The sequence below is a fragment of the Pseudomonas brassicacearum subsp. neoaurantiaca genome, assembly GCF_013608025.1.
Lineage (GTDB): Bacteria > Pseudomonadota > Gammaproteobacteria > Pseudomonadales > Pseudomonadaceae > Aquipseudomonas.
This window is the reverse complement of record NZ_VDLV01000013.1, coordinates 125,470-147,840: the sequence shown is the minus strand read 5'-3', so window position 1 is coordinate 147,840 and position 22,371 is coordinate 125,470. Positions and strand designations below refer to the sequence as shown.

Annotated in this window: 25 protein-coding genes; 15 read left to right on the top strand and 10 right to left on the bottom strand. The window is 62.1% G+C overall.

What is annotated here, in order from left to right; translation table 11 throughout:
• Positions 1-25 precede the first annotated feature (25 nt).
• The 9 genes from FHK92_RS11585 (at position 26) to FHK92_RS11545 (ending at position 6,815) form a co-directional block, all read left to right on the top strand.
• Complete coding sequence (locus tag FHK92_RS11585; RefSeq protein ID WP_181288186.1) at positions 26-718, top strand: YggS family pyridoxal phosphate-dependent enzyme; 693 nt, start codon at positions 26-28, stop codon at positions 716-718.
• Positions 719-747: 29 nt separating this feature from the next.
• Positions 748-1,566, top strand: coding sequence for a pyrroline-5-carboxylate reductase (gene proC, locus FHK92_RS11580; RefSeq protein ID WP_181288185.1), 819 nt, complete (start codon positions 748-750; stop codon positions 1,564-1,566).
• A 10-nt stretch (positions 1,567-1,576) separates the two neighbouring features.
• Positions 1,577-2,167, top strand: coding sequence for a YggT family protein (locus FHK92_RS11575; RefSeq protein WP_030137912.1), 591 nt, complete (start codon positions 1,577-1,579; stop codon positions 2,165-2,167).
• 289 nt (positions 2,168-2,456) lie between these two features.
• Complete coding sequence (gene metX, locus FHK92_RS11570) at positions 2,457-3,596, top strand: homoserine O-succinyltransferase MetX (protein WP_181288184.1); 1,140 nt, start codon at positions 2,457-2,459, stop codon at positions 3,594-3,596.
• Positions 3,597-3,603: 7 nt separating this feature from the next.
• Positions 3,604-4,224 (top strand): methionine biosynthesis protein MetW, encoded by a 621-nt coding sequence (gene metW / locus FHK92_RS11565; protein WP_181288183.1) that lies wholly within the window; start codon positions 3,604-3,606, stop codon positions 4,222-4,224.
• A 25-nt stretch (positions 4,225-4,249) separates the two neighbouring features.
• Positions 4,250-4,684, top strand: coding sequence for a DUF4426 domain-containing protein (locus FHK92_RS11560; RefSeq protein WP_181288182.1), 435 nt, complete (start codon positions 4,250-4,252; stop codon positions 4,682-4,684).
• Positions 4,681-5,277 carry an RdgB/HAM1 family non-canonical purine NTP pyrophosphatase gene (gene rdgB / locus FHK92_RS11555; RefSeq protein WP_181288181.1) on the top strand — a complete coding sequence of 199 codons (597 nt, stop codon included), beginning with the start codon at positions 4,681-4,683 and terminating at the stop codon, positions 5,275-5,277. The genes FHK92_RS11560 and rdgB overlap by 4 nt, the downstream gene beginning before the upstream one ends.
• Positions 5,274-6,473 carry a radical SAM family heme chaperone HemW gene (gene hemW / locus FHK92_RS11550; RefSeq protein WP_258232645.1) on the top strand — a complete coding sequence of 400 codons (1,200 nt, stop codon included), beginning with the start codon at positions 5,274-5,276 and terminating at the stop codon, positions 6,471-6,473. The genes rdgB and hemW overlap by 4 nt, the downstream gene beginning before the upstream one ends.
• Positions 6,474-6,491: 18 nt before the next feature.
• Entirely contained in the window at positions 6,492-6,815 is a 324-nt protein-coding gene (locus tag FHK92_RS11545; protein WP_014340681.1) for a DUF3392 domain-containing protein, read from the top strand.
• 145 nt (positions 6,816-6,960) lie between these two features.
• Here FHK92_RS11545 and trmB read toward each other — a convergent pair whose 3' ends face one another.
• The 4 genes from trmB to FHK92_RS11525 all read right to left on the bottom strand — a co-directional run bounded on the left by trmB (position 6,961) and on the right by FHK92_RS11525 (position 9,210).
• On the bottom strand, positions 6,961-7,686 hold the full coding sequence (gene trmB / locus FHK92_RS11540; RefSeq protein ID WP_181288180.1) for a tRNA (guanosine(46)-N7)-methyltransferase TrmB: 726 nt from the start codon (positions 7,684-7,686) through the stop codon (positions 6,961-6,963).
• A gap of 9 nt (positions 7,687-7,695) precedes the next feature.
• Positions 7,696-8,490, bottom strand: coding sequence for a thiazole synthase (locus tag FHK92_RS11535; RefSeq protein WP_003177480.1), 795 nt, complete (start codon positions 8,488-8,490; stop codon positions 7,696-7,698).
• A 54-nt stretch (positions 8,491-8,544) separates the two neighbouring features.
• Positions 8,545-8,745, bottom strand: a complete 201-nt coding sequence (gene thiS / locus FHK92_RS11530; protein ID WP_018609493.1) for a sulfur carrier protein ThiS — start codon at positions 8,743-8,745, stop codon at positions 8,545-8,547.
• Positions 8,746-8,829: 84 nt separating this feature from the next.
• Entirely contained in the window at positions 8,830-9,210 is a 381-nt protein-coding gene (locus FHK92_RS11525) for a DUF423 domain-containing protein (RefSeq protein WP_181288179.1), read from the bottom strand.
• A 73-nt stretch (positions 9,211-9,283) separates the two neighbouring features.
• Between FHK92_RS11525 and mtgA the strand changes: the two genes are divergently transcribed.
• Positions 9,284-10,006 carry a monofunctional biosynthetic peptidoglycan transglycosylase gene (gene mtgA, locus FHK92_RS11520; RefSeq protein WP_181288178.1) on the top strand — a complete coding sequence of 241 codons (723 nt, stop codon included), beginning with the start codon at positions 9,284-9,286 and terminating at the stop codon, positions 10,004-10,006.
• A 183-nt stretch (positions 10,007-10,189) separates the two neighbouring features.
• Here mtgA and rpoH read toward each other — a convergent pair whose 3' ends face one another.
• From rpoH to ftsY, 4 genes are all read right to left on the bottom strand, one after another.
• Positions 10,190-11,044, bottom strand: a complete 855-nt coding sequence (rpoH, locus tag FHK92_RS11515; RefSeq protein WP_030137921.1) for an RNA polymerase sigma factor RpoH — start codon at positions 11,042-11,044, stop codon at positions 10,190-10,192.
• A 112-nt stretch (positions 11,045-11,156) separates the two neighbouring features.
• Positions 11,157-12,179, bottom strand: a complete 1,023-nt coding sequence (ftsX, locus tag FHK92_RS11510) for a permease-like cell division protein FtsX (RefSeq protein ID WP_181288177.1) — start codon at positions 12,177-12,179, stop codon at positions 11,157-11,159.
• Entirely contained in the window at positions 12,176-12,847 is a 672-nt protein-coding gene (gene ftsE, locus FHK92_RS11505; protein WP_003177474.1) for a cell division ATP-binding protein FtsE, read from the bottom strand. Before ftsE ends, ftsX begins: the two co-directional genes overlap by 4 nt.
• A complete protein-coding gene (ftsY, locus tag FHK92_RS11500) occupies positions 12,844-14,253 on the bottom strand; it encodes a signal recognition particle-docking protein FtsY (RefSeq protein WP_181288176.1) in 1,410 nt (469 codons plus the stop codon). The genes ftsE and ftsY overlap by 4 nt, the downstream gene beginning before the upstream one ends.
• Before the next feature lie 344 nt (positions 14,254-14,597).
• Here ftsY and FHK92_RS11495 point away from each other — a divergent pair, with 344 nt between their 5' ends.
• Genes FHK92_RS11495 through FHK92_RS11480 form a run of 4 tightly spaced genes read left to right on the top strand, consistent with a single transcriptional unit; the run spans position 14,598 to position 19,077 of the window.
• Positions 14,598-15,953, top strand: coding sequence for a M16 family metallopeptidase (locus tag FHK92_RS11495; protein ID WP_181288175.1), 1,356 nt, complete (start codon positions 14,598-14,600; stop codon positions 15,951-15,953).
• The gene (locus FHK92_RS11490; RefSeq protein ID WP_181288174.1) at positions 15,946-17,436 is read left to right on the top strand and encodes a M16 family metallopeptidase; all 1,491 of its coding nucleotides are present in this window, start codon (positions 15,946-15,948) and stop codon (positions 17,434-17,436) included. The genes FHK92_RS11495 and FHK92_RS11490 overlap by 8 nt, the downstream gene beginning before the upstream one ends.
• A complete protein-coding gene (rsmD, locus tag FHK92_RS11485; protein WP_181288173.1) occupies positions 17,436-18,047 on the top strand; it encodes a 16S rRNA (guanine(966)-N(2))-methyltransferase RsmD in 612 nt (203 codons plus the stop codon). Before FHK92_RS11490 ends, rsmD begins: the two co-directional genes overlap by 1 nt.
• A 31-nt stretch (positions 18,048-18,078) precedes the next feature.
• Positions 18,079-19,077, top strand: coding sequence for a hydrolase (locus FHK92_RS11480; RefSeq protein WP_181288172.1), 999 nt, complete (start codon positions 18,079-18,081; stop codon positions 19,075-19,077).
• Between the two features lie 126 nt (positions 19,078-19,203).
• Here the strand turns inward: FHK92_RS11480 and FHK92_RS11475 are convergent, their stop codons facing one another.
• On the bottom strand, positions 19,204-20,058 hold the full coding sequence (locus FHK92_RS11475; protein ID WP_181288171.1) for a sulfurtransferase: 855 nt from the start codon (positions 20,056-20,058) through the stop codon (positions 19,204-19,206).
• A 36-nt stretch (positions 20,059-20,094) separates the two neighbouring features.
• Complete coding sequence (locus tag FHK92_RS11470) at positions 20,095-20,766, bottom strand: TetR/AcrR family transcriptional regulator (protein ID WP_181288170.1); 672 nt, start codon at positions 20,764-20,766, stop codon at positions 20,095-20,097.
• A gap of 151 nt (positions 20,767-20,917) precedes the next feature.
• Here FHK92_RS11470 and FHK92_RS11465 point away from each other — a divergent pair, with 151 nt between their 5' ends.
• Positions 20,918-22,348, top strand: coding sequence for a coniferyl aldehyde dehydrogenase (locus FHK92_RS11465; protein ID WP_181288169.1), 1,431 nt, complete (start codon positions 20,918-20,920; stop codon positions 22,346-22,348).
• The last annotated feature ends 23 nt before the right edge of the window (positions 22,349-22,371 follow it).

Genomic DNA, 22,371 nt, shown 5'->3' with positions numbered 1-22,371 from the left:
ACCTCAGACCCGCTGGCCTTTCTTTATGACCACGATAGCAGACAACATTGCTCAGGTTAGATCGCGCATCCATGCGGCGGAGCAAGCCGCCCAGCGTGCCGCAGGCAGCGTCCAACTGCTGGCAGTGAGCAAGACCAAGCCCGCCCAGGCACTGCGCGAAGCCTATGCCGCCGGCCTCAGGGACTTCGGCGAAAACTACCTGCAAGAAGCGCTCGGCAAGCAGGCTGAACTGACCGACCTGCCCTTGATCTGGCACTTCATCGGCCCCATTCAATCGAACAAGACGCGCGCTATCGCCGAACATTTCGACTGGGTGCACTCCGTGGATCGCCTGAAAATTGCCCAACGCCTTTCCGAGCAGCGCCCGGCCGAGCTGCCGCCGCTGAACATCTGCATCCAGGTCAACGTCAGTGGCGAAGCCAGTAAATCCGGTTGCACACCGACGGACCTGCCTGCCCTCGCCAAGGCCATCACCGCCTTGCCGCGCCTCACGTTGCGCGGGTTGATGGCCATTCCCGAACCGACCGATGCTCGCGCCGAGCAGGATGCGGCGTTTGCGGCCGTCCAGCGCCTGCAAGCCAGCCTGGACCTGCCCCTGGATACGTTGTCCATGGGCATGAGCCATGACCTCGAATCCGCCATTGCCCAAGGCGCCACCTGGGTTCGCATCGGTACTGCATTGTTTGGCGCTCGCGACTACGGCCAATCACCCAGCTGATCCCATTCATCTCTTTATAAGGACCTGTCATGAGCAACACGCGTATTGCCTTTATCGGCGCCGGCAACATGGCCGCCAGCCTGATCGGCGGCCTGCGGGCCAAGGGCCTGGACGCATCCATGATTCGCGCCAGCGATCCGGGTGAAGAGACCCGCAAGCGGGTCAGCGCCGAGCACGGCATCGAAACCTTCGCCGACAACGCCCAGGCCATCGACGGCGTGGACGTCATCGTGCTGGCGGTCAAGCCGCAAGCGATGAAGGTCGTCTGCGAAGCCCTTCGCCCGAGTCTCAAGCCTCATCAACTGGTGGTGTCGATCGCCGCGGGCATTACCTGCGCGAGCATGAACAACTGGCTTGGCGCCCAGCCGATCGTGCGCTGCATGCCCAACACTCCGGCCCTGCTGCGCCAGGGTGTCAGCGGCCTGTATGCAACCGGCCAAGTGAGCGCCGAACAGCGCCAGCAGGCCGAAGAACTGCTTTCGGCCGTTGGCCTGGCGCTGTGGCTGGACAGCGAGCAGCAACTGGACGCTGTCACCGCCGTCTCCGGCTCGGGCCCGGCGTATTTCTTCCTGCTGATCGAGGCCATGACCGCCGCCGGCGAGAAGCTCGGCCTGCCCCGCGAGACCGCCGCCCAGCTGACCTTGCAAACCGCCCTCGGCGCCGCCCACATGGCGGTGTCCAGCGACGTCGATGCAGCCGAACTGCGCCGTCGTGTGACTTCCCCGGCCGGCACCACCGAAGCGGCCATCAAATCGTTCCAGGCCGGGGGCTTCGAAGCCCTGGTGGAAAAAGCACTCGGCGCCGCCGCGCACCGCTCGGCCGAGATGGCCGAACAACTGGGCCAATAAGGAGCCATTCATGATTGGATTGAACACTGCAGCGGTCTACGTCCTGCAAACCCTCGGCAGCCTGTACCTGCTGATCGTGCTGATGCGCTTCGTGCTGCAACTGGTGCGCGCCAACTTCTACAACCCGCTGTGTCAGTTCGTGGTCAAGGCCACCCAGCCGCTGCTCAAGCCGTTGCGCCGGATCATCCCGAGCCTGTTCGGCCTGGACATGTCCTCATTGGTGCTGGCGATCCTGGTGCAGTTGGCACTGATGGCGTTGACCCTGCTGTTGACCTACGGCACCACCGGCAACCCGCTGCAACTGCTCATCTGGTCGATCATCGGCGTCACCGCGCTGTTCCTGAAGATATTCTTCTTCGCCCTGATCATTAGCGTGATCCTGTCCTGGGTCGCACCGGGCAGCCACAACCCGGGCGCCGAACTGGTGAACCAGATCTGCGAGCCGGCCCTGGCGCCGTTCCGTCGCATCGTGCCGAACCTCGGCGGCCTGGATATCTCGCCGATCCTGGCGTTCATGGTCCTCAAGCTGCTCGACATGCTGGTGATCAACAATTTGGCGGCGATGACGATGATGCCGGAAATTTTGCGGGTGCTGATCTAAAGCACCCTGCAACTTTTCCTGTGGCGAGGGAGCTTGCTCCCGCTGGGCTCTGTAGGAGCTGGCGAAGCCTGCGATCTTTTGATCTTGATCTTTCGCTCACGACTCAATGGGCAGTGGGAAGATCGCAGCCTCGTTGCACTCGACAGCTCCTACGGGGGCCGCTTCGCGCCCCAGCGGGAGCAAGCTCCCTCGCCACGGGTAAAGCGGCGGCCAATCAGCGCCGCCGTTTGCTTGCCGCCCGCCCCAGCGGTCTTTAGACTTACGCCTCATTTCAACGCGAGCAGGGTCGATGCCAGCTGCCTTTCCCCCCGATTCCGTTGGTCTGGTGACGCCGCAAATGGCGCATTTCAGCGAGCCCCTGGCCCTGGCCTGCGGCCGTTCGTTGCCAGCCTATGCCCTGATCTACGAAACCTACGGCACCCTCAATGCCACGGCGAGCAATGCCGTGCTGATCTGCCACGCCTTGTCGGGGCATCATCACGCCGCTGGCTACCACAGCGTCGATGATCGCAAGCCCGGCTGGTGGGACAGTTGCATCGGCCCCGGCAAGCCCATCGACACCAACAAATTCTTCGTCGTCAGCCTGAACAACCTCGGCGGTTGCAACGGCTCCACCGGCCCCAGCAGCCTCAACCCGGACACCGGCAAGCCCTTCGGCGCCGATTTCCCTGTGTTGACCGTGGAAGACTGGGTGCACAGCCAGGCGCGCCTGGCCGACCGCCTCGGCATCGACCAGTGGGCAGCGGTGATCGGCGGCAGCCTGGGCGGCATGCAAGCCTTGCAATGGACCATCACCTACCCGGACCGCGTGCGCCACTGCCTGGCAATCGCCTCGGCACCCAAGCTGTCGGCGCAGAACATCGCCTTCAACGAAGTGGCGCGCCAGGCGATCCTCACCGACCCCGAATTCCACGGCGGTTCGTTCCAGGAACACGGCGTGATCCCCAAGCGCGGGCTGATGCTGGCGCGAATGGTCGGGCACATCACCTACCTTTCCGACGATTCCATGGGCGAGAAATTCGGCCGTGGCCTCAAGAGCGAGAAGCTCAACTACGACTTCCACAGCGTCGAGTTCCAGGTCGAGAGCTATCTGCGCTACCAAGGTGAAGAGTTCTCCGGACGCTTCGACGCCAACACCTACCTGCTGATGACCAAGGCGCTGGACTACTTCGATCCGGCGGCGAACTTCGACGACAACCTGGCGAAAACCTTTGCCAACGCCACGGCCAAGTTCTGCGTGATGTCGTTCACCACCGACTGGCGCTTCTCCCCGGCCCGCTCCCGAGAGCTGGTGGACGCGCTGATGGCCGCGCGCAAGGACGTCTGCTACCTGGAAATCGACGCGCCCCAGGGCCACGACGCCTTTTTGATTCCGATCCCGCGCTACCTGCAGGCGTTCGGAAACTACATGAACCGTATTACGCTGTGAGGACGCCATGAGAGCCGATCTGGACATCATCCAGGAATGGATCCCCGCCGGCAGCCGCGTGCTCGACCTGGGCTGCGGCAACGGCGAATTGCTGACTTGGCTGCGGGACAACAAGCAGGTCAGCGGCTACGGCCTGGAAAACGACCCGGACAACATTGCCGAGTGCGTGGCCAAAGGCATCAACGTCATCGAGCAGGACCTGGATAAGGGCCTGGGCAACTTCGCCAGCAACAGCTTCGACATCGTGGTCATGACCCAGGCCCTGCAAGCCGTGCACTACCCGGACAAGATCCTCGACGAAATGCTGCGGGTCGGGCGCCAGTGCATCATTACCTTCCCCAACTTCGGCCATTGGCGCTGCCGTTGGTATCTGGCGAGCAAGGGACGGATGCCGGTCTCGGAATTCCTGCCCTACACCTGGTACAACACGCCGAACATTCACTTCTGTACCTTCGAAGACTTCGAGGAGTTGTGCCGCGAGCGTGAAGCCAAGGTTATCGATCGATTGGCGGTAGACCAGCAACACCGCCACGGGTGGGCGAGCAAGCTTTGGCCTAATCTGTTAGGTGAGATAGGCATCTATCGGGTCAGCAGCCCAGGCCTCGCCGATCATCAGGTCGCGGTGTAAACGCCGACCTTTCCAGGAGCACGACATGAAACGTCTAGGGTTGTTTCTCATCACCGCCTGCCTGAGCGTCGGCGTCATGGCCGCCGATGTCATCAAGGGCGAGCGCAAGGAAGTGTTCGGTGACGTCACCGTGCACTACAACACGTTCAACTCCACCTTCCTCACGCCCGACATCGCCAAGGGCGCCGAACTGATCCGCAGCAAGAACCAGGGCGTGATCAATGTCTCGGTGATCAAGGAAGGCAAGCCGCTGATCGCCCAGGTCAGCGGCACGGTCAAGGACCTGACCAGCAAGACGGTCCCGCTCAGCTTCCGCCAGATCACCGAGCCAGGCGCGATTTACTACGTCGCCCAATACCCGGTGGAGCAGCAGGAAACCCGCACCTTTGAAATCAAGGTGCAAATCGGCGACAAGATCAACACCCTCAACTTCAACCAGGAACTGTTCCCGGGCCAATGATCAAGCTCACCCAACTCGTGCTGGCCAGCCACAACGCCGGCAAACTCAAGGAACTCCAGGCCATGCTCGGCGGGTCGGTGCAATTGCGCTCGATCGGCGAGTTCAGCCAGGTGGAACCGGAAGAGACCGGCCTGTCGTTCGTCGAAAACGCCATTCTCAAGGCCCGCAACGCCGCGCGCATTTCCGGCCTGCCGGCGCTGGCCGACGACTCCGGCCTGGCGGTGGACTTCCTCGGCGGCGCGCCGGGCATCTATTCGGCCCGTTACGCCGATGGCAAGGGTGACGCGGCGAACAACGCCAAGCTGCTCGAAGCCCTCAAGGACGTTCCTGAAGCCGAGCGCGGTGCGCAGTTCGTATGTGTGCTCGCCCTGGTACGCCATGCCGACGATCCGTTGCCGATCCTCTGCGAAGGCTTGTGGCAAGGACGTATTCTGACCGAGGCCAGCGGCGAGCACGGTTTCGGCTACGACCCATTGTTCTGGGTACCTGAGCGCAATTGCTCCAGCGCCGAGCTGGGCCCCGTGGAAAAGAACCAACTGAGCCACCGCGCCCGCGCCATGGCCCTGCTGCGCCAGCGCCTGGGCCTGCAATGACCACCGACGCCCCCGCACCGCTGATCCACGGCGGCGCACAAACCCCTCGAGCGCCGCTGCCGGCGCTGCCGCCCTTGGCGTTGTACATACATATCCCGTGGTGCGTGCGCAAATGTCCGTATTGCGACTTCAACTCCCACACCGCCAGTCCGCAGTTGCCGGAAGAAGAATATGTCGACGCCCTGCTGGCCGACCTCGATCAGGATCTACATGCGGTTCATGGTCGTGAACTGAGTTCGATATTTTTCGGCGGTGGTACGCCAAGCCTTTTCAGCGCCAAAGCCTTGGGGCGGTTGCTTCAAGGTGTCGAGGCACGCATCCCCTTCGCGCCGGACATTGAAATCACCCTGGAAGCCAACCCGGGCACGTTTGAGCAAGAGAAGTTCGTCGCCTACCGGGCGCTGGGCATCAATCGCCTGTCCATTGGCATCCAGAGTTTCCAGCAGGCCAAGCTCGAAGCACTGGGCCGGATCCACAACGGTGACGAGGCGGTGCGCGCCGCTGGCATGGCCCGCCAGGCCGGGTTCGATAACTTCAACCTCGACCTGATGCACGGCTTGCCCGACCAGTCCCTCGAAGATGCGTTGAGCGACCTGCGCCAGGCCATTGCGCTGAAGCCCACTCATTTGTCCTGGTATCAGCTGACGCTGGAGCCGAACACCGTGTTCTGGAACCAGCCGCCGACGTTGCCGGAAGACGACACGCTGTGGGACATCCAGGAAGCCGGGCAGACATTGCTGGCCGAGCACGGCTACGCCCAGTACGAAGTCTCGGCGTATGCCCAGCCCGGCCGGGCGGCGCGGCACAACCTCAACTATTGGAGCTTCGGCGACTTCATCGGCATCGGCGCCGGGGCCCACGGCAAGCTCAGCCATCCGGACGGGCGCATCGTGCGCACCTGGAAGACACGCTTGCCCAAGGACTACCTGAACCCGGCCAAAAGCTTCCAGGCGGGTGAGAAAACCCTGGCCAACGAGGAGCTGCCGTTCGAGTTCCTGATGAATGCCCTGCGCCTGACCGCAGGTGTGGAAGCGCGGCTGTACCCGGAGCGCACCGGCCTGCCCCTGGAGAGCCTCGCCGAAGGCCGGCGCGAGGCCGAACAAAGTGGGTTGTTGCAGGTCGAACCGTCACGTCTGGCGGCGACCGAGCGCGGACAGCTGTTTCTCAACGACTTGCTGCAGAAATTTCTGAGCTGATCAATACAAGGAAATCGAATGGATCTGGTACTCGACCTGCTCGCCACCGTGTCCCGCTGGAGCCGCAGCAACCTGTCGGAAATCTCCCTGGCATTGGTAGGCTGCCTGCTGGTGCTGTTTGGTGCCGACATCAAGGGCTGGGTCGAACAACGCCTGGGCAGCATCGCCGGCGCGTTGCGCGTCCCGCTGATTGCCCTGCTGTGCATGATCGGCAGCGGCGCCGCGCTGATCTACGCCACGCCGTGGATCGTCCGGGGCTTGAGCCAGTTCAATAACTACAGCCTGGCGCCGGTGTTGTTAGTCGTATTGGTATTAATCGGGGTGGTGGCGGATCGCCGCTGAGCCAGCCACAACCAAAAACAACTGTGGGAGCGAGCTTGCTCGCGATGGCGGTGTAACAGTCAACATTGATGTTGAATGTCATGCCCTCATCGCGAGCAAGCTCGCTCCCACAGGGGGTCTCATTTCACCATGGGTCTTCTGGTGTTTACGCCAACTTCTCGAACTTCAAATCCCAAACTCCATGCCCAAGCCGTTCGCCACGGCGTTCGAACTTGGTGATCGGCCGTTCGGCCGGGCGCGGTACGCACTTGCCGTCTTCGGCCAGGTTGCGATAACCCGGGGCGACGTTCATCACTTCCAGCATGTACTCGGCGTAAGGCTCCCAGTCGGTGGCCATGTGCAGCACACCGCCAACCTTCAACTTGCTGCGCACCAGCTCAGCGAACGACGCCTGAACAATCCGGCGCTTGTGGTGACGACTTTTATGCCACGGATCCGGGAAAAACAGCATCAGCCGGTCGAGGCTGTTATCGGCCACGCAACGGTTGAGCACTTCGATGGCGTCGCAATCGTAGACCCGCAGGTTGGTCAGGCCTTGGGTCAGCACGCCGTTGAGCAATGCTCCGACGCCCGGGCGGTGCACTTCCACGCCAATGAAGTCCTGCTCCGGCGAAGCGGCGGCCATTTCCAGCAACGAATGGCCCATGCCGAAGCCGATTTCCAGCGAGCGCGGGGCCGAGCGGCCGAAGACCTGGTCAAAATCCACCGGCGCATCGGCCAGGGGCAGGACGTAAAGCGGGGCGCCCTGCTCCAGGCCGCGTTGCTGGCCTTCAGTCATGCGCCCGGCGCGCATCACAAAACTCTTGATGCGGCGGTGCTGGCGCTCTTCGCCTTCTTCCGGGAGGACAGGCGTGTCGTTCGATTCAGTCATCAATGGCTCTTACTTGATCAGACCATCCAGCGGCGAGGACGCGCTGGCGTAGAGTTTTTTCGGCATGCGGCCGGCCAGGTAGGCCAGGCGACCGGCAACGATGGCGTGCTTCATGGCTTCGGCCATCAGGATCGGTTGCTGGGCATGGGCGATGGCCGAGTTCATCAGCACCGCTTCGCAGCCCAGCTCCATGGCGATGGTGGCGTCGGAGGCGGTACCGACACCGGCATCCACCAACACCGGAATCTTGGCTTCTTCGAGGATGATCTGCAGGTTGTACGGGTTGCAGATCCCCAGGCCGGTGCCGATCAGGCCGGCCAGCGGCATGACCGCGATGCAGCCGATTTCCGCCAGTTGCCGGGCGATGATCGGGTCATCGCTGGTGTAGACCATCACGTCGAAACCTTCCTTGACCAGCGTCTCGGCAGCCTTGAGGGTTTCGATCACGTTGGGGAACAGGGTTTTCTGGTCCGCCAGCACTTCCAGCTTCACCAGGTTATGGCCATCGAGCAGCTCACGGGCCAGGCGGCAGGTGCGCACGGCCTCGATGGCGTCGAAGCAACCGGCGGTGTTTGGCAGGATGGTGTAGCGATCCGGCGGCAGGATATCCAGCAGGTTCGGCTCGCCCGGGTTCTGGCCGATGTTGGTCCGGCGCACGGCGACGGTCACGATCTCGGCGCCCGAGGCTTCGATGGCCAGGCGGGTCTCTTCCATGTCGCGGTACTTGCCGGTGCCTACCAGCAAGCGCGACTGGTAGGTACGACCGGCCAGGACGAAGGGCTTGTCGCTACGAACGATGCTCATGGGAAATCCTCTGTAGGGGTGAGGTTCTTGCGAAATGCTGCGAAACCGAGGCGACTAGCCGCCGCCGATGGCGTGGACCACTTCGACCGAATCACCGTCGTTCAACGTGGTTTCGGCGTGCTGGCTGCGCGGGACGATATCCAGATTGAGTTCCACCGCGACGCGGCGCCCGGTGAGTTCCAGACGGGTCAGCAGGGCCGCAACGGTTTCACCGTCGGGCAGGTCAAGGGGTTCGCCGTTCAATTGAATGCGCATGCCGGATGCCGTCATCATTTTTAGGGGCTGGCATTCTAGCCCGATCAGTCTGGGTGACCCAAGTCCCTTGGTCAGCTACAAGCTTCAAGCCGCAAGTTGCAGGCGCCACGCCGCGATGCCCAGGCACAACCAGCCGATCAGAAAGGCTACGCCGCCCAAAGGCGTGATCATGCCCAACTTAGTGATGCCTGTAAGGGTCAGCAAATACAGGCTGCCCGAGAACAGCAGAATGCCGATCACAAATGAGATCCCGGCCCAAGTAACGATACGACCCGGAATGTGCGTGGCCAGCAGCGCGACACCCAGCAGCGCCAGGGTATGCACCAGTTGATAGGTGACACCGGTGTGGAAAATCGCCAGGTAGTCGGCGCTCAGACGGTTTTTCAGGCCATGGGCGGCAAACGCACCCAGCGCCACGCCGGTGAAGCCGAAAAAAGCCGCCAGCATCAGAAAGCTACGCAACATGGGAACTCCGATCAGACTCGGTGGACAGGGTCTGTATAATGGCCCGCTCGACGGGTTCGGCCAAGCCATCTCTATGCTGCGTACATTGTTTCGACGATTCGTTAAAGCCCTGCTCTGGTTCGCCGTCGGCAGTGTTGTGCTGGTCCTGCTGTTTCGCGTGGTGCCGCCGCCGTTCACCGCGCTGATGATCGAGCGCAAGGTTGAATCCTGGTTCGGTGGCGAACCCATCGACCTGCAGCGTGACTGGCAACCATGGGACCAGATTTCCGACAATCTCAAGGTTGCAGTGATCGCTGGCGAAGACCAGAAATTCCCCGAGCACTGGGGCTTCGACATCAGCGCAATCCAGGCCGCGTTCGCCCATAACGGGCGCGGCGGTTCAATTCGTGGCGCCAGCACCCTTAGCCAGCAAGTGTCGAAGAACCTGTTCTTGTGGTCGGGCCGCAGTTGGCTGCGCAAGGGACTGGAGGCTTGGTTCACCGCACTGATCGAGGTGTTCTGGCCCAAGCAGCGGATCCTTGAGGTCTATCTGAATAGCGTCGAGTGGGACGACGGGGTGTTCGGGGCGGAAGCAGCGGCGCGGCATCATTTTCGTGTCGGTGCTGGTGCCTTGTCCCGGCAGCAGGCCAGCTTGTTGGCCGCGGTGTTGCCCAACCCGCGAAAATGGAGCGCCAGCCGACCGAGCCCCTATGTACTGCGGCGAGCAGGCTGGATTCGCCAGCAGATGAGCCAATTGGGGGGCGACGGTTATTTGCTGGAACTCGATCATGCGCGGCGGGCGCCCTGGGCGCAGTAGCCGCAACATTGAAGGCCCCTGTGGGAGCGAGCTTGCTCGCGATGGCGGTGTATCAGTCAACTCAATATGGCTGACCCACCGCTATCGCGAGCAAGCTCGCTCCCACAGGGGATTACATCGTACAAACAAAAACGCCCCGATCATCACTGATCGGGGCGTTTTGTTTGTGGCCTCTATCGCAGGTCAAGCAGCGATCGACACCTTGAGCTTGTTCATCGCGCTCTTCTCAAGCTGGCGAATCCGCTCGGCCGACACGTTGTACTTCTGCGCCAGGTCGTGCAGCGTGGCCTTTTCCTCGGCCAGCCAGCGCTGGTAGAGAATGTCGCGGCTGCGCTCGTCCAGCACTTCCAGCGCTTCGTGCAGGTTGGTGTTGGAGTTGTCACTCCAGTCGGCGTCTTCCAGTTGACGCGCCGGGTCATACCGGTGGTCTTCCAGGTAGTTGGCCGGCGATTGAAAAGCACTGTCGTCGTCCGCTTCCGCGGCCGGGTCGAAGGCCATGTCATGGCCAGTCAGGCGGCTTTCCATCTCGCGCACTTCCCGAGGCTCTACGCCAAGGCTTTCGGCTACGCGATGGACTTCCTCGTTGCTCAGCCAGGCCAGACGCTTCTTCTGGCTGCGCAGGTTGAAGAACAGCTTGCGCTGGGCCTTGGTGGTCGCGACTTTCACGATGCGCCAGTTGCGCAGGATGAATTCGTGGATTTCCGCCTTGATCCAGTGCACCGCAAACGACACCAGGCGTACACCCATTTCCGGGTTGAAACGCTTGACCGCTTTCATCAGGCCAACGTTGCCTTCCTGGATCAGGTCGGCCTGGGCCAGCCCGTAGCCGGAATAGCTGCGGGCGATATGTACGACAAAACGCAGGTGGGCGAGCACCATCTGCCGAGCCGCCTCAAGATCCTGCTCATAATAGAGACTCTCGGCCAGTTCACGCTCCTGCTCGGGCGACAGCAATGGAATGCTGTTCACCGTGTGCACATAGGCCTCAAGGTTTGCACCCGGGACTAGAGCATAAGCAGGTTGCAAAGAAGTGGTCATACGAAAAAACCTCCGACTCACATAACTCGTGCAGTTCAGCACTGCGAAAATTGACCGGGAACCGTAGGACAAGTTCCCACAAAAACTGAAAGGTCAATACGCGCAAAAAACACTATTTTGGAGCAAGCTCACGCAGGTGGCGTGCTACCGCAATCCATGCACCGATATAACCCAACAGCACCGCGCCAAGCAAGAGCGACAGACCGTCGGCGACTGGCACACCGGCCAGCGAGAAATCGCTGCCGTACAAACCGGCCAGCCCCACTACCGCATCGTTCAGCCAATCCAGGCCGAACGCCAAAACTCCCCAGGACAGGATGCCGGCACCGAAGCCATACAGCGCCCCCATATAAAGGAAGGGCCTGCGTACATAACTGTCCGTACCGCCGACGAGTTTAATCACTTCTATCTCGGTGCGGCGGTTTTCAATATGAAGACGAATGGTATTGCCTATCACCAAAAGTAATGCGGAAACCAGCAGCACCGTCAGGCCGAAGACAAACCGGTCGCCGAGCTTGAGTATCGCCGCCAGACGCTCGACCCAGACTAGATCAAGTTGTGCCTGTTGTACCTTCGGCAACTCGGAAAGTCTTTGTCTCAATGCTTCAAGGGTCGGCTTGTCGACCTCGTTCGGGGTCACCAGCACCACGCCCGGCAGCGGGTTTTCCGGCAGCTCCTTGAGCGCTTCGCCCAGGCCAGATTGTTGCTGAAACTCTTCAAGCGCCTGTTCACGCCCCACGTACTCGGCATCGGCCACGCCCGGCATGGCCTTGATCTGCTCACGCAGCGCCTCGCCTTCGCCTGGCGTCGCATCCAGTTGCAAATACAGGGAGATCTGCGCCGCTCGCTGCCAGGAGCCGCCCAGGCGCTCGACATTATTCAGCAGTAATGACAGGCCCATAGGCAGGCTCAAGGCCACTGCCATCACCATGCAGGTAAAGAAACTGCCGATGGGCTGCTTGCCCAGGCGCCGCAGGCTGTCGACCAAGCTGGCGCGATGACTTTCGATCCAGGCATGCAGCAGCGTGGCGAAATCCGGACCGTCGTCATCGTCGCGTTTCTTTTTCGGCGGCTGCGGATCGGTGGCCTTGGGTGCCACGCGTTCGGCCACTTTAGGGCTTCGAGTTGCGCTCATACACCAGCCTCCCCGTCACCAATCAGTCGACCGCGCTGCAAGGTGAGCATGCGATGACGCATGCGTGCAATCAGGGCCAGGTCGTGACTGGCGATCAGTACGCTGGTGCCCAGGCGGTTGATGTCTTCGAATACGCCCATGATCTCTGCCGCCAGTCGCGGGTCGAGGTTACCGGTGGGTTCATCCGCCAGCAGCAAGGCCGGACGGTGGACGATGGCGCGGGCGATGCCCACGCGCTGCTGCTGGCCGGTGGACAGGTCGCCCGGGTACAGGTCGGTCTTGTCCGACAGGGCCACGCGCTCCAGCGCCGAGTCCACACGCTTGATGATCTCGGCCTTGGACAGGCCAAGGATCTGCAATGGCAACGCCACATTGTTGAACACCGTGCGGTCGAACAGCAATTGGTGATTCTGGAATACCACGCCGATCTGCCGCCGCAGGTACGGGATCTGGGCATTGCTGATGGTGCTCAGGTCCTGGCCGGCCAGCAGCAGTTTACCGGTGGACGGTCGCTCCATCGCCAGCAACAGGCGCAGCAAGGTGCTTTTGCCGGCGCCGGAATGGCCGGTGACAAACAGAAACTCGCCCCGACGGACCCGAAAGCTCAGCTCATGCAAGCCGACGTGGCCGTTCGGATAGCGTTTACCGACCTGTTCGAAACGAATCATGAATGCTCCCGCTCGGCAAACAGTGCCTGGACAAAAGGCTCGGCTTCAAAGGTGCGCAAGTCATCGATGCCTTCGCCCACGCCGATGTAGCGAATCGGCAGGCCGAACTGCTTGGCCAGGGCGAAAATCACCCCGCCCTTGGCGGTGCCGTCGAGTTTGGTCAGGGCCAACCCCGTCAGTTCGACGGTCTGGTTGAATTGCTTGGCCTGGTTGATGGCGTTCTGGCCGGTACCGGCATCCAGCACCAGCAGCACTTCGTGGGGCGCATCGGCGTCGAGCTTGCCGATCACCCGGCGCACCTTCTTCAATTCTTCCATCAGGTTGTCTTTGGTGTGCAGGCGACCGGCCGTGTCGGCGATCAGCACATCGATGCCCCGTGCCTTGGCCGCTTGTACGGCATCAAAGATCACCGAGGCGGAATCGGCGCCGGTGTGCTGGGCGATCACTGGGATCTTGTTGCGTTCGCCCCACACTTGCAGTTGCTCGACCGCGGCGGCACGGAAGGTATCGCCGGCAGCAAGCATGACCTTCTTGCCTTCGAGCTGCAGCTTCTTCGCCAGCTTGCCGATAGTGGTGGTCTTGCCAGCGCCGTTGACGCCGACGACCAAAATCACGAACGGCTTGTTCTGCGAGGCCACCACCAGGGGTTGTTCCACCGGTTTGAGCAGGTTGGTCAGTTCGCCTTGCAGGGATTTGTACAGTGCATCGGCATCGGTCAGCTGTTTGCGCGCGACCTTCTGGGTCAGGCTCTGGATGATCACGGAAGTGGCCTCGACGCCGACATCGGCGGTCAACAGGCGGGTTTCGATGTCTTCCAGCAATTCATCGTCGATGACTTTCTTGCCCAGGAACAGGCTGGCCATGCCTTCGCCGATACTGGCGCTGGTCTTGGACAGGCCCTGCTTCAAACGAGCAAAGAAGCCGACTTTGTTCTCTTCGATGGGCCGGGGCGCTTCGGCCGGGACCGGGATTTCTGCTGGCTCTGGCTCTGGTACAAGTTCTGGTAACGGAGGCACGACTACGGCGGTCGATGCTTCCTCCGGTTGCGTCGGGGCAGGAATTGGCGGAGTGACGTGGGGCGCCTGGGCGTCCTCCACCAGCGCGACCGGCTCTTCCGCCACGGGCAGGGTCAGCCAGGGCGTCTGTCCGGCGGGCGGAGTCAGCGGTTGCTCGAGCACCGGCTCGACCACTGGCTCGGCTTCAGGCTCGGCCGGCTGCAATACCGGTTCGGCAATCGGCAGGACAATGGGCGCGGCCTCTTCGGCCACCGGGGCTTCAACGGGCTCGGGCTGCGGTTGTGGCTGTTCGGCAACGGTTTCCTGCGGCTTCTTGCGCAGCCATCCGAACAGGCTTTTCTTCTCGCCAGCCGCAGCTGGGGTCTTCTTGTCGTCGTTGGAACCAAACATGGAGGACGGCTATCTCACGGTAGCGACGCGCCACGAGGGCGCCTCGGTGATAAATATTCGATGCTGAACAGACTGCGTTTCATCCAGCTTGTTCACGCGCAACAGATTGTCGAAATGTCGCCAGGACACCTCTTGGTCAATTTTTTCGAAGGACTGGTACGGCATCATCGGCGAAAACGCGGGGATCCACGAAAAAACCCACCGTTAATGCCTAGAACCCAGACAACCTTGGGCCGACAAAAGACCCGATAGGCGTGGCCGCCAGTAAAACGGACCGTTATCCTAGCACCTCCTCGCCTGCTGCGGCTAAGACCCGGCAGGCAGCCCAACAGGTTTAAACACGAATGAATGCTCTTGCCCGCTGCGCCGCTGGCCTGCTGCTCGGCACGGTCTGCCTGCCTTTTTCAGCCCTGGCTGCCGATCCACAACCCACCCACGAATTTACCCTCGACAACGGCCTGAAGGTCGTCGTTCGCGAAGACCATCGCGCGCCGGTAGTGGTGTCCCAGGTCTGGTACAAGGTTGGTTCCAGCTACGAAACTCCGGGCCAGACCGGTTTGTCCCATGCCCTGGAACACATGATGTTCAAGGGCAGCGAGAAAGTCGGCCCCGGCGAAGCGTCGCTGATCCTGCGTGACCTCGGTGCCGAAGAAAACGCCTTCACCAGCGACGACTTCACCGCCTACTACCAGGTGCTGGCGCGCGATCGCCTGGGCGTGGCCTTCGAACTGGAAGCCGACCGCATGGCCAGCCTGCGCCTGCCCCCAGAAGAGTTCAGCCGCGAGATCGAAGTCATCAAGGAAGAGCGCCGTATGCGCACCGATGACAAGCCGATGTCCAAGGCCTTCGAACGCTTCAAGGCCATGGCGTACCCGGCCAGCGGCTACCACACGCCGACGATCGGCTGGATGGCCGACCTGGATCGGATGACGGTCGAGGAGCTGCGCCACTGGTACGAGTCCTGGTACACCCCTAACAACGCCACGCTGGTGGTAGTCGGCGACGTGACGCCAGACGAGGTCAAATCCCTGGCCCAGCGTTATTTCGGTCCGATTGGCCGGCGCCCGGTGCCGGTCGCGAAAATCCCGCTGGAGCTGGCCGAACCCGGCGAGCGCCAGATCACCCTGCATGTGCAGACCCAACTGCCCAGCGTGATGTTGGCCTTCAATGTGCCAAGCATTGCCACCGCGACGGACAAGGCTTCGGTCAATGCGCTGCGGCTGATCTCGGCGCTGCTGGACGGCGGCTATAGCGGCCGGATCCCAACCCAGCTGGAGCGCGGCGAAGAGCTGGTGTCCGGCGGCTCGTCGAACTACGACGCCTTTACCCGCGGCGACACGCTGTTCACCTTGTCGGCGACGCCCAACACACAGAAAAACAAGACCCTCGCACAGGCCGAAGCGGGCTTGTGGCGCTTGCTTGAACAGTTGAAAACCACCGCACCGACCGCCGAGGAACTGGAACGCGTCCGCGCCCAGGTCATCGCCGGCCTGGTGTATGAGCGCGACTCGATCACCAGCCAGGCCACCGCCATCGGCCAGCTGGAAACCGTCGGGCTGTCCTGGAAGCTGATGGACAGCGAACTCGCCGAACTGCAAAGCGTGACCCCGCAAGATATCCAGAAGGCAGCCCAGCTGTATTTCACCCGCTCGCGCCTGAGCGTTGCGCACGTCCTGCCCGAGGAGAAAGCTCATGAGTGAGCGCAAATCATCGCGCCTGGTGCTGATCGGCCTGGTCTTGATCGCCCTGGTCGGCGCCCTGGCCTTTTACCTGGTACCTTCAAGCGCCCCCAAGGCCAGCCAGGCATTGGACAAGGCCAAGTCCACCAGCAAACTGCAATCCCTGGCCGAACTGAACGACAAGGCGCCCAGTCGACGCCAGCTTGACGTGCAGACCTGGAAAACCGCCGAGGGCGCCAAGGTGCTGTTCGTCGAAGCCCGGGAGCTGCCGATGTTCGACCTGCGCCTGACCTTTGCCGCAGGCAGCAGCCAGGACGGCGACGCCCCCGGCCTCGCCCTGCTGACCAATGCCATGCTCAACGAAGGCGTGGCCGGCAAAGACGTCAGTGCCATTGCCCAAGGGTTCGAAAGCCTTGGCGCGGACTTCGGCAACGGCGCCTACCGGGACATGGCCGTGGCATCCCTGCGCAGCCTCAGCGCAGCGGACAAGCGTGAGCCGGCGCTGAAGCTGTTCGCCGAAGTCGTCGGCAAACCGACCTTCCCCGCCGATTCCTTCGCTCGCATCAAGAACCAGATGCTCGACGGCTTCGAGTATCAGAAGCAGAACCCCGGCAAACTGGCGGGCCTGGAGCTGATGAAGCGCCTGTACGGCGAACATCCGTATGCCCACTCCAGCGATGGCACCGCAGACAGCATCCCGCCGATCACCCTGGCCCAGGCCCGGGCGTTCCACGCCAAGGCCTATGCCGCCGGCAACGCGGTGATTGCGCTGGTGGGGGATTTGTCCCGTGCCGAAGCCGAAGCGGTTGCCAGCGAGGTCTCCGCCGCGCTGCCCAAAGGTCCGGCCCTGGCGAAAACCCCACCACCGACAGAACCGAAGGCGAGCATCGGCCATATCGAGTTCCCGTCCAAGCAAACCAACCTGATGCTGGCGCAACTGGGCATCGATCGCGACGATCCGGATTATGCGGCCGTTACCCTCGGCAACCAGATCCTTGGTGGCGGCGGTTTCGGTACGCGGTTGATGACGGAAGTCCGCGAGAAGCGCGGCCTGACCTATGGCGTCTACTCCGGCTTCACGGCGATGCAAGCCCGTGGCCCGTTCATGATCAACCTGCAAACCCGCGCCGAAATGAGCGAGGGCACCCTGAAACTGGTGCAGGACGTGTTCGCCGACTACCTCAAGAACGGTCCCACCCAGAAGGAACTCGATGACGCCAAACGCGAGCTGGCCGGCAGCTTCCCGCTGTCCACCGCCAGCAATGCCGACATCGTCGGCCAGCTCGGCGCCATGGGTTTCTATGACCTGCCGCTGAGCTACCTGGAGGACTTCATGCGCCAGACCCAGGAACTGACGGTCGAGCAGGTGAAGACCGCGCTCAACAAACACTTGAGCACCGACAAGATGGTCATCGTCACCGCTGGCCCGAGCGTGCCGCAAAAGCCGTTGCCGGCCCCCACTGACAAACCTGCCGAGCAGCCGCTCGGGGTCCCGGAGCACTAATGGCCCGTCCATCCAATCCCAGCAAGAAGCCCGCGCATAACGGTGTGAACCAGTTGCGCATCATTGGCGGCGAATGGCGCAGCAGGCGCCTCAGCTTCCCCGATGCACCTGGCCTGCGGCCGACCCCAGACCGGGTACGCGAAACCCTGTTCAACTGGCTCGCCCCTTACGTGGCTGGCGCCAAGGTGCTCGACCCGTTTGCCGGCAGCGGCGCGCTGTTTCTCGAGGCACTGTCCCGTGGCGCCGCCATGGGCCAGGCGCTGGACGCCAGCAATATTGCAGTCTCCAGCCTGAAGGAACACCTGGGCACCCTGCGCTGCACCGTTGGCCAGGTGCAAACCGCCGATGCGCTGCGCTACCTCGACAGCCAACCGGCGACGGCCTTCGACCTGGTGTTTCTCGACCCGCCTTTCAACCAGAACCTGTTGCCGACGGTCTGTGCCTTGCTCGAGGAACGTCAGTGGCTGGCCGAGGATGCCTGGGTCTACACTGAAAGCGAATCCGCCCCGTCCACCCTGGGCTTGCCGGGCAACTGGCGCTTGCACCGCGAGCAGAAATCCGGACGGGTGTATTACGCCTTATGGCAGCGTCTGACAAAGGACATTGGCTGAACGGCTGACCAGTGCATCGAGAACAATAATGATGTCCGCCGCATCTGAACGCTTCGTCCCTGCTGCGGGGCTCGGTAACCCACACCTGCAAACCTTGTGGGGCCCCTTGTGGCGCAAGACCACACACATCGATCGCCAACGCGAGCGCTTGTGGCTCGAGGATGGCGATTTCCTCGATCTCGACTGGTACGGCCCCCACAGCGCCGAGGCGCCACTGGTACTGGTGCTTCATGGGTTGACGGGCTCTTCCAACTCGCCTTATGTGGCCGGGTTGCAGCAGGCTCTCGATCGCCAGGGCTGGGCCAGTGCGGCGTTGAATTGGCGCGGTTGCTCGGGCGAGCCGAACCTGTTGCCCCGCAGCTATCACTCAGGCGTCAGCGAAGACTTGGCGGCCACCCTGACTCATCTGCGAGCCCGGCGACCCTTGGCGCCATTGTTTGCAGTGGGTTATTCATTGGGCGGCAATGTATTGCTCAAGCACTTGGGGGAAACCGGCAGCAACAGTCAACTGCAGGGCGCGGTGGCAGTCTCGGTACCGTTTCGCCTCGACCAGTGCGCCGATCGCATCGGCCAGGGATTTTCGAAGTTCTATCAGGCGCACTTCATGCGGCAACTGGTGGCCTACGTGCGCAACAAGCAACGCCAGTTCCTGCACGACGGTCGCCATGAGGGCCTGGCAACCCTGGCGGCGCTTGGTCCGCTGGAGAACATGCGCACATTCTGGGACTTCGACGGCCGGGTAACGGCACCGCTGCATGGGTTTTCCGATGCAGCGGATTATTACCGTCGTGCCTCCAGCCGTTACTTCCTGGCGGATATCAGCACGCCGACCCTGGTCATCCAGGCCGCCGACGATCCGTTCGTATTCCCCCACAGCCTGCCCGAACCCGGCGAGTTATCCGCCTCGACCCAATTTGAGCTACACGCCCGGGGTGGGCATGTGGGGTTTGTCGACGGAACCTTGCGGTGTCCCGGGTATTACTTGGAACGGCGCATCCCGGATTGGCTGGCCAGCCTGGGCCGCGGGTGACGAAGACACAAGCCTCACCCTGTGGGAGCGAGCTTGCTCGCGATAGCGGTGGGTCAGCCGCATTGAACTTGACTGACACACCGTCATCGCGAGCAAGCTCGCTCCTACATTGGCTCTGAGCAGCTATTACTCGCCCTTCGCCACACCGCGCTGAGGATCATTGATCCATTCACTCCACGAGCCGGCATACAGCCGCCCCAAGGTATAACCAGCCAGGCTCAAGGCAAACAGGTTATGACACGCCGTCACGCCGGAACCGCAGTAGGCCACCAGCCCAGTCGGCGAGCGATCGCCCAGTTTTTCAGCGAAGCGCTGCTTGAGTTGGTCGGCCGGCAGGAACCGGCCATCCGCGCCGAGGTTGTCGGTGAAGGCCGCGCATTGCGCCCCCGGGATGTGTCCGGCCACCGGGTCGATCGGCTCGACTTCACCCTTGAAGCGCGGCAGCGCTCGTGCATCCAACAAGGTCATGTCCGGTTGGCCAAGGCGTTGCTGCAACGTGTCGGCATCGACCAGCAAATCCGCATCCGGCGCGCCAATGAAGGTTCCGGGCACCGTGGCAGGCGGATCCAGACTCAGGGGCAAGCCGGCTGCGTGCCAGGCCTTGAGCCCTCCGTCGAGGAGATAGACGCCGTCCCGCTTGCCCAGCCAGGCCAGCAGCCACCAGGCCCGGGCGGCATAGGCACCGGGGCCATCGTCATACAGCACGATGTCGCTGTCGTTATTGATGCCCCAGGCCCGGAGGCGCGCGATCAAGGCGTCTGGACCGGGCAACGGGTGGCGCCCGGTCACACCCTTGAGAACCGGCCCGCTCAAATCCCGCTCCAGGTCCGCAAACGACGCGCCGGCAATATGGCCTTCGGCATAACTGCGCTGGCCATAGTCCGGATCATCCAGGGCAAAACGACAATCAAGGATGACCAACCCGGGCTGCGACCGCCTCTGTTCAAGGGCCTGGGGGCTGATAAGTTGCGCGATGGGCATGGTGAACTCCTGAAATTGAAACAAGGACGACCGAACCTACTGCCCCTCCTCAAGGGTCTGGGCCAGCGGGACGTAATACTCTTTGAACAAATCATCCACCGCTTCACGGGCTTCATCGGTCACAAAACCCGCCTCCAACACCAGCACCTGATAGACACCGCGCTTGATGGCCTGCTCGCTCAGATGGCTGGAGTTTTCCCGGGTCGTGCATAGGAAACGCACCCAGGAGGTGAGGATAATCCAGGCATTGAGGGTCAGGGATTCGATCTGCACCCGGTCCATCTTCAGGATGCCGGCGGCGACGAAGCCTTCGTAGATCGCGGTGCCGTGGATCAGGCAGCGCTGGGAGAACCGCCGATAGCGAGCCGCCAGTTCCGCGTCACTGTCGAGCAAATGCTCCAGGTCTCGGTGCAGGAAGCGGTAGCGCCACATCGCTGACAACAGTTCCTGCAGATAGAAGCGCTTGTCGTCCACCGTGGCCGCGCGGCCCTGGGGCGGACGCAGGAAGCTGTCCACCAGGTTTTCGTATTCGCTGAACAGCACGGCGATGATCGCCTGCTTGTTGGGGAAGTGGTAATAGAGGTTGCCCGGGGACATGTCCATGTGGGCGGCAATGTGATTGGTGCTGACACTGCGCTCGCCCTGCCGATTGAACAACTCCAGGCTGTTCTGCACGATGCGCTCGCTGGTTTTTATTCGTGGGGCCATGGGTTGGGCTTTAATTCAAAAGTCAGTGGAAGGCATCTTACGACCTATCGGTCACGGGATAAAACCCAAGCAATTTTACAGATCCTCATTTGACTTTCTAGAGCATTAGCTCTAGAAAGCACCGAATCCAACAATAAATCCGGTGCCCGCCATGCCCGCCGACGTTGCTTACCTGCACGAATCCCAACAGCAACTGGAAGAGCTCCGGGCATTGTTCGATGCCCAGCGCCACGCCTACGCAGCCCATCCCATGCCACCGGCTGAACAGCGCCTGCAATGGCTCAAGGCATTGGGCGAACTGTTGAGTGATGAACGGCAGGCGTTGATCAGTGCGATCAGCCAGGATTTCAGCCACCGCAGTCCAGACGAAACGCTACTCGCCGAGCTGATGCCGAGCCTGCATGGCATCCATTACGCCAGCCGGCACCTGAAGGGCTGGATGAAACCCTCCCGACGCAAGGTCGGCTTGGCGTTCCAGCCGGCGTCGGCCAAGGTCGTCTATCAACCGCTGGGCGTCGTCGGGGTCATCGTGCCTTGGAACTACCCGCTTTTCCTGGCTATCGGGCCGTTGGTGGGGGCGCTGTCGGCGGGCAACCGGGTGATGCTCAAGCTCAGCGAGTCGACGCCTGCCACCGGTTTGCTGATCAAGCAATTACTGGCGCGGATCTTTCCCCAGGACCTGGTGTGCGTCGTGCTGGGCGAAGCGGACGTCGGCGTTGCGTTCTCCCGGCTGCCCTTCGACCACCTGTTGTTTACCGGCGCCACCAGCATCGGCAAGCATGTGATGCGTGCCGCCGCTGAGAACCTCACCCCCGTCACCCTTGAGCTGGGTGGCAAGTCCCCCGCCATCGTGTCTGAGGATGTCCCACTCAAGGACGCCGCAGAACGCATCGCCTTCGGCAAGACCCTCAACGCCGGACAGACCTGCGTCGCGCCCGATTACGTGCTGGTGCCGCAGAACCGCGTCGGGGCGTTCGTCGAGGCGTACCGTGAGGCGGTGCGCGGGTTTTATCCGACGCTGGCTGACAACCCGGACTACACCGCAATCATCAATGAGCGACAACTGGCACGGCTCAACGGCTACATCAGCGATGCCACCAGCAAGGGCGCCTTGCTGATCGAGTTGTTCGACCAGGGCCAGGGACGACGCATGGCCCATAGTCTGCTGCTCAACGTCACGGATGAGATGACCGTCATGCAGGACGAAATCTTCGGCCCGCTGCTGCCGATCGTGCCTTATGCAGGTCTGGACCAGGCGTTTGCCTACATCAATCAGCGGCCTCGTCCGCTGGCGCTCTACTATTTCGGCTACAACAAGGCCGAGCAGAGCCGCGTACTCAACGAAACCCACTCCGGCGGCGTCTGCCTGAACGACACGCTTTTGCATGTGGCCCAGGACGACATGCCGTTCGGCGGCATCGGTGCCTCCGGGATGGGGCACTATCACGGACACGAGGGTTTCCTGACCTTCAGCAAGGCCAAGGGCGTGCTGGTGAAGCAGCGATTCAACGCCGCGAAACTGATTTATCCGCCCTACGGCAAGCCGTTGCAGAAACTGATCCAGAAGCTTTTCATCCGCTGACAAGTGCCTTCCAGGGGAATAAC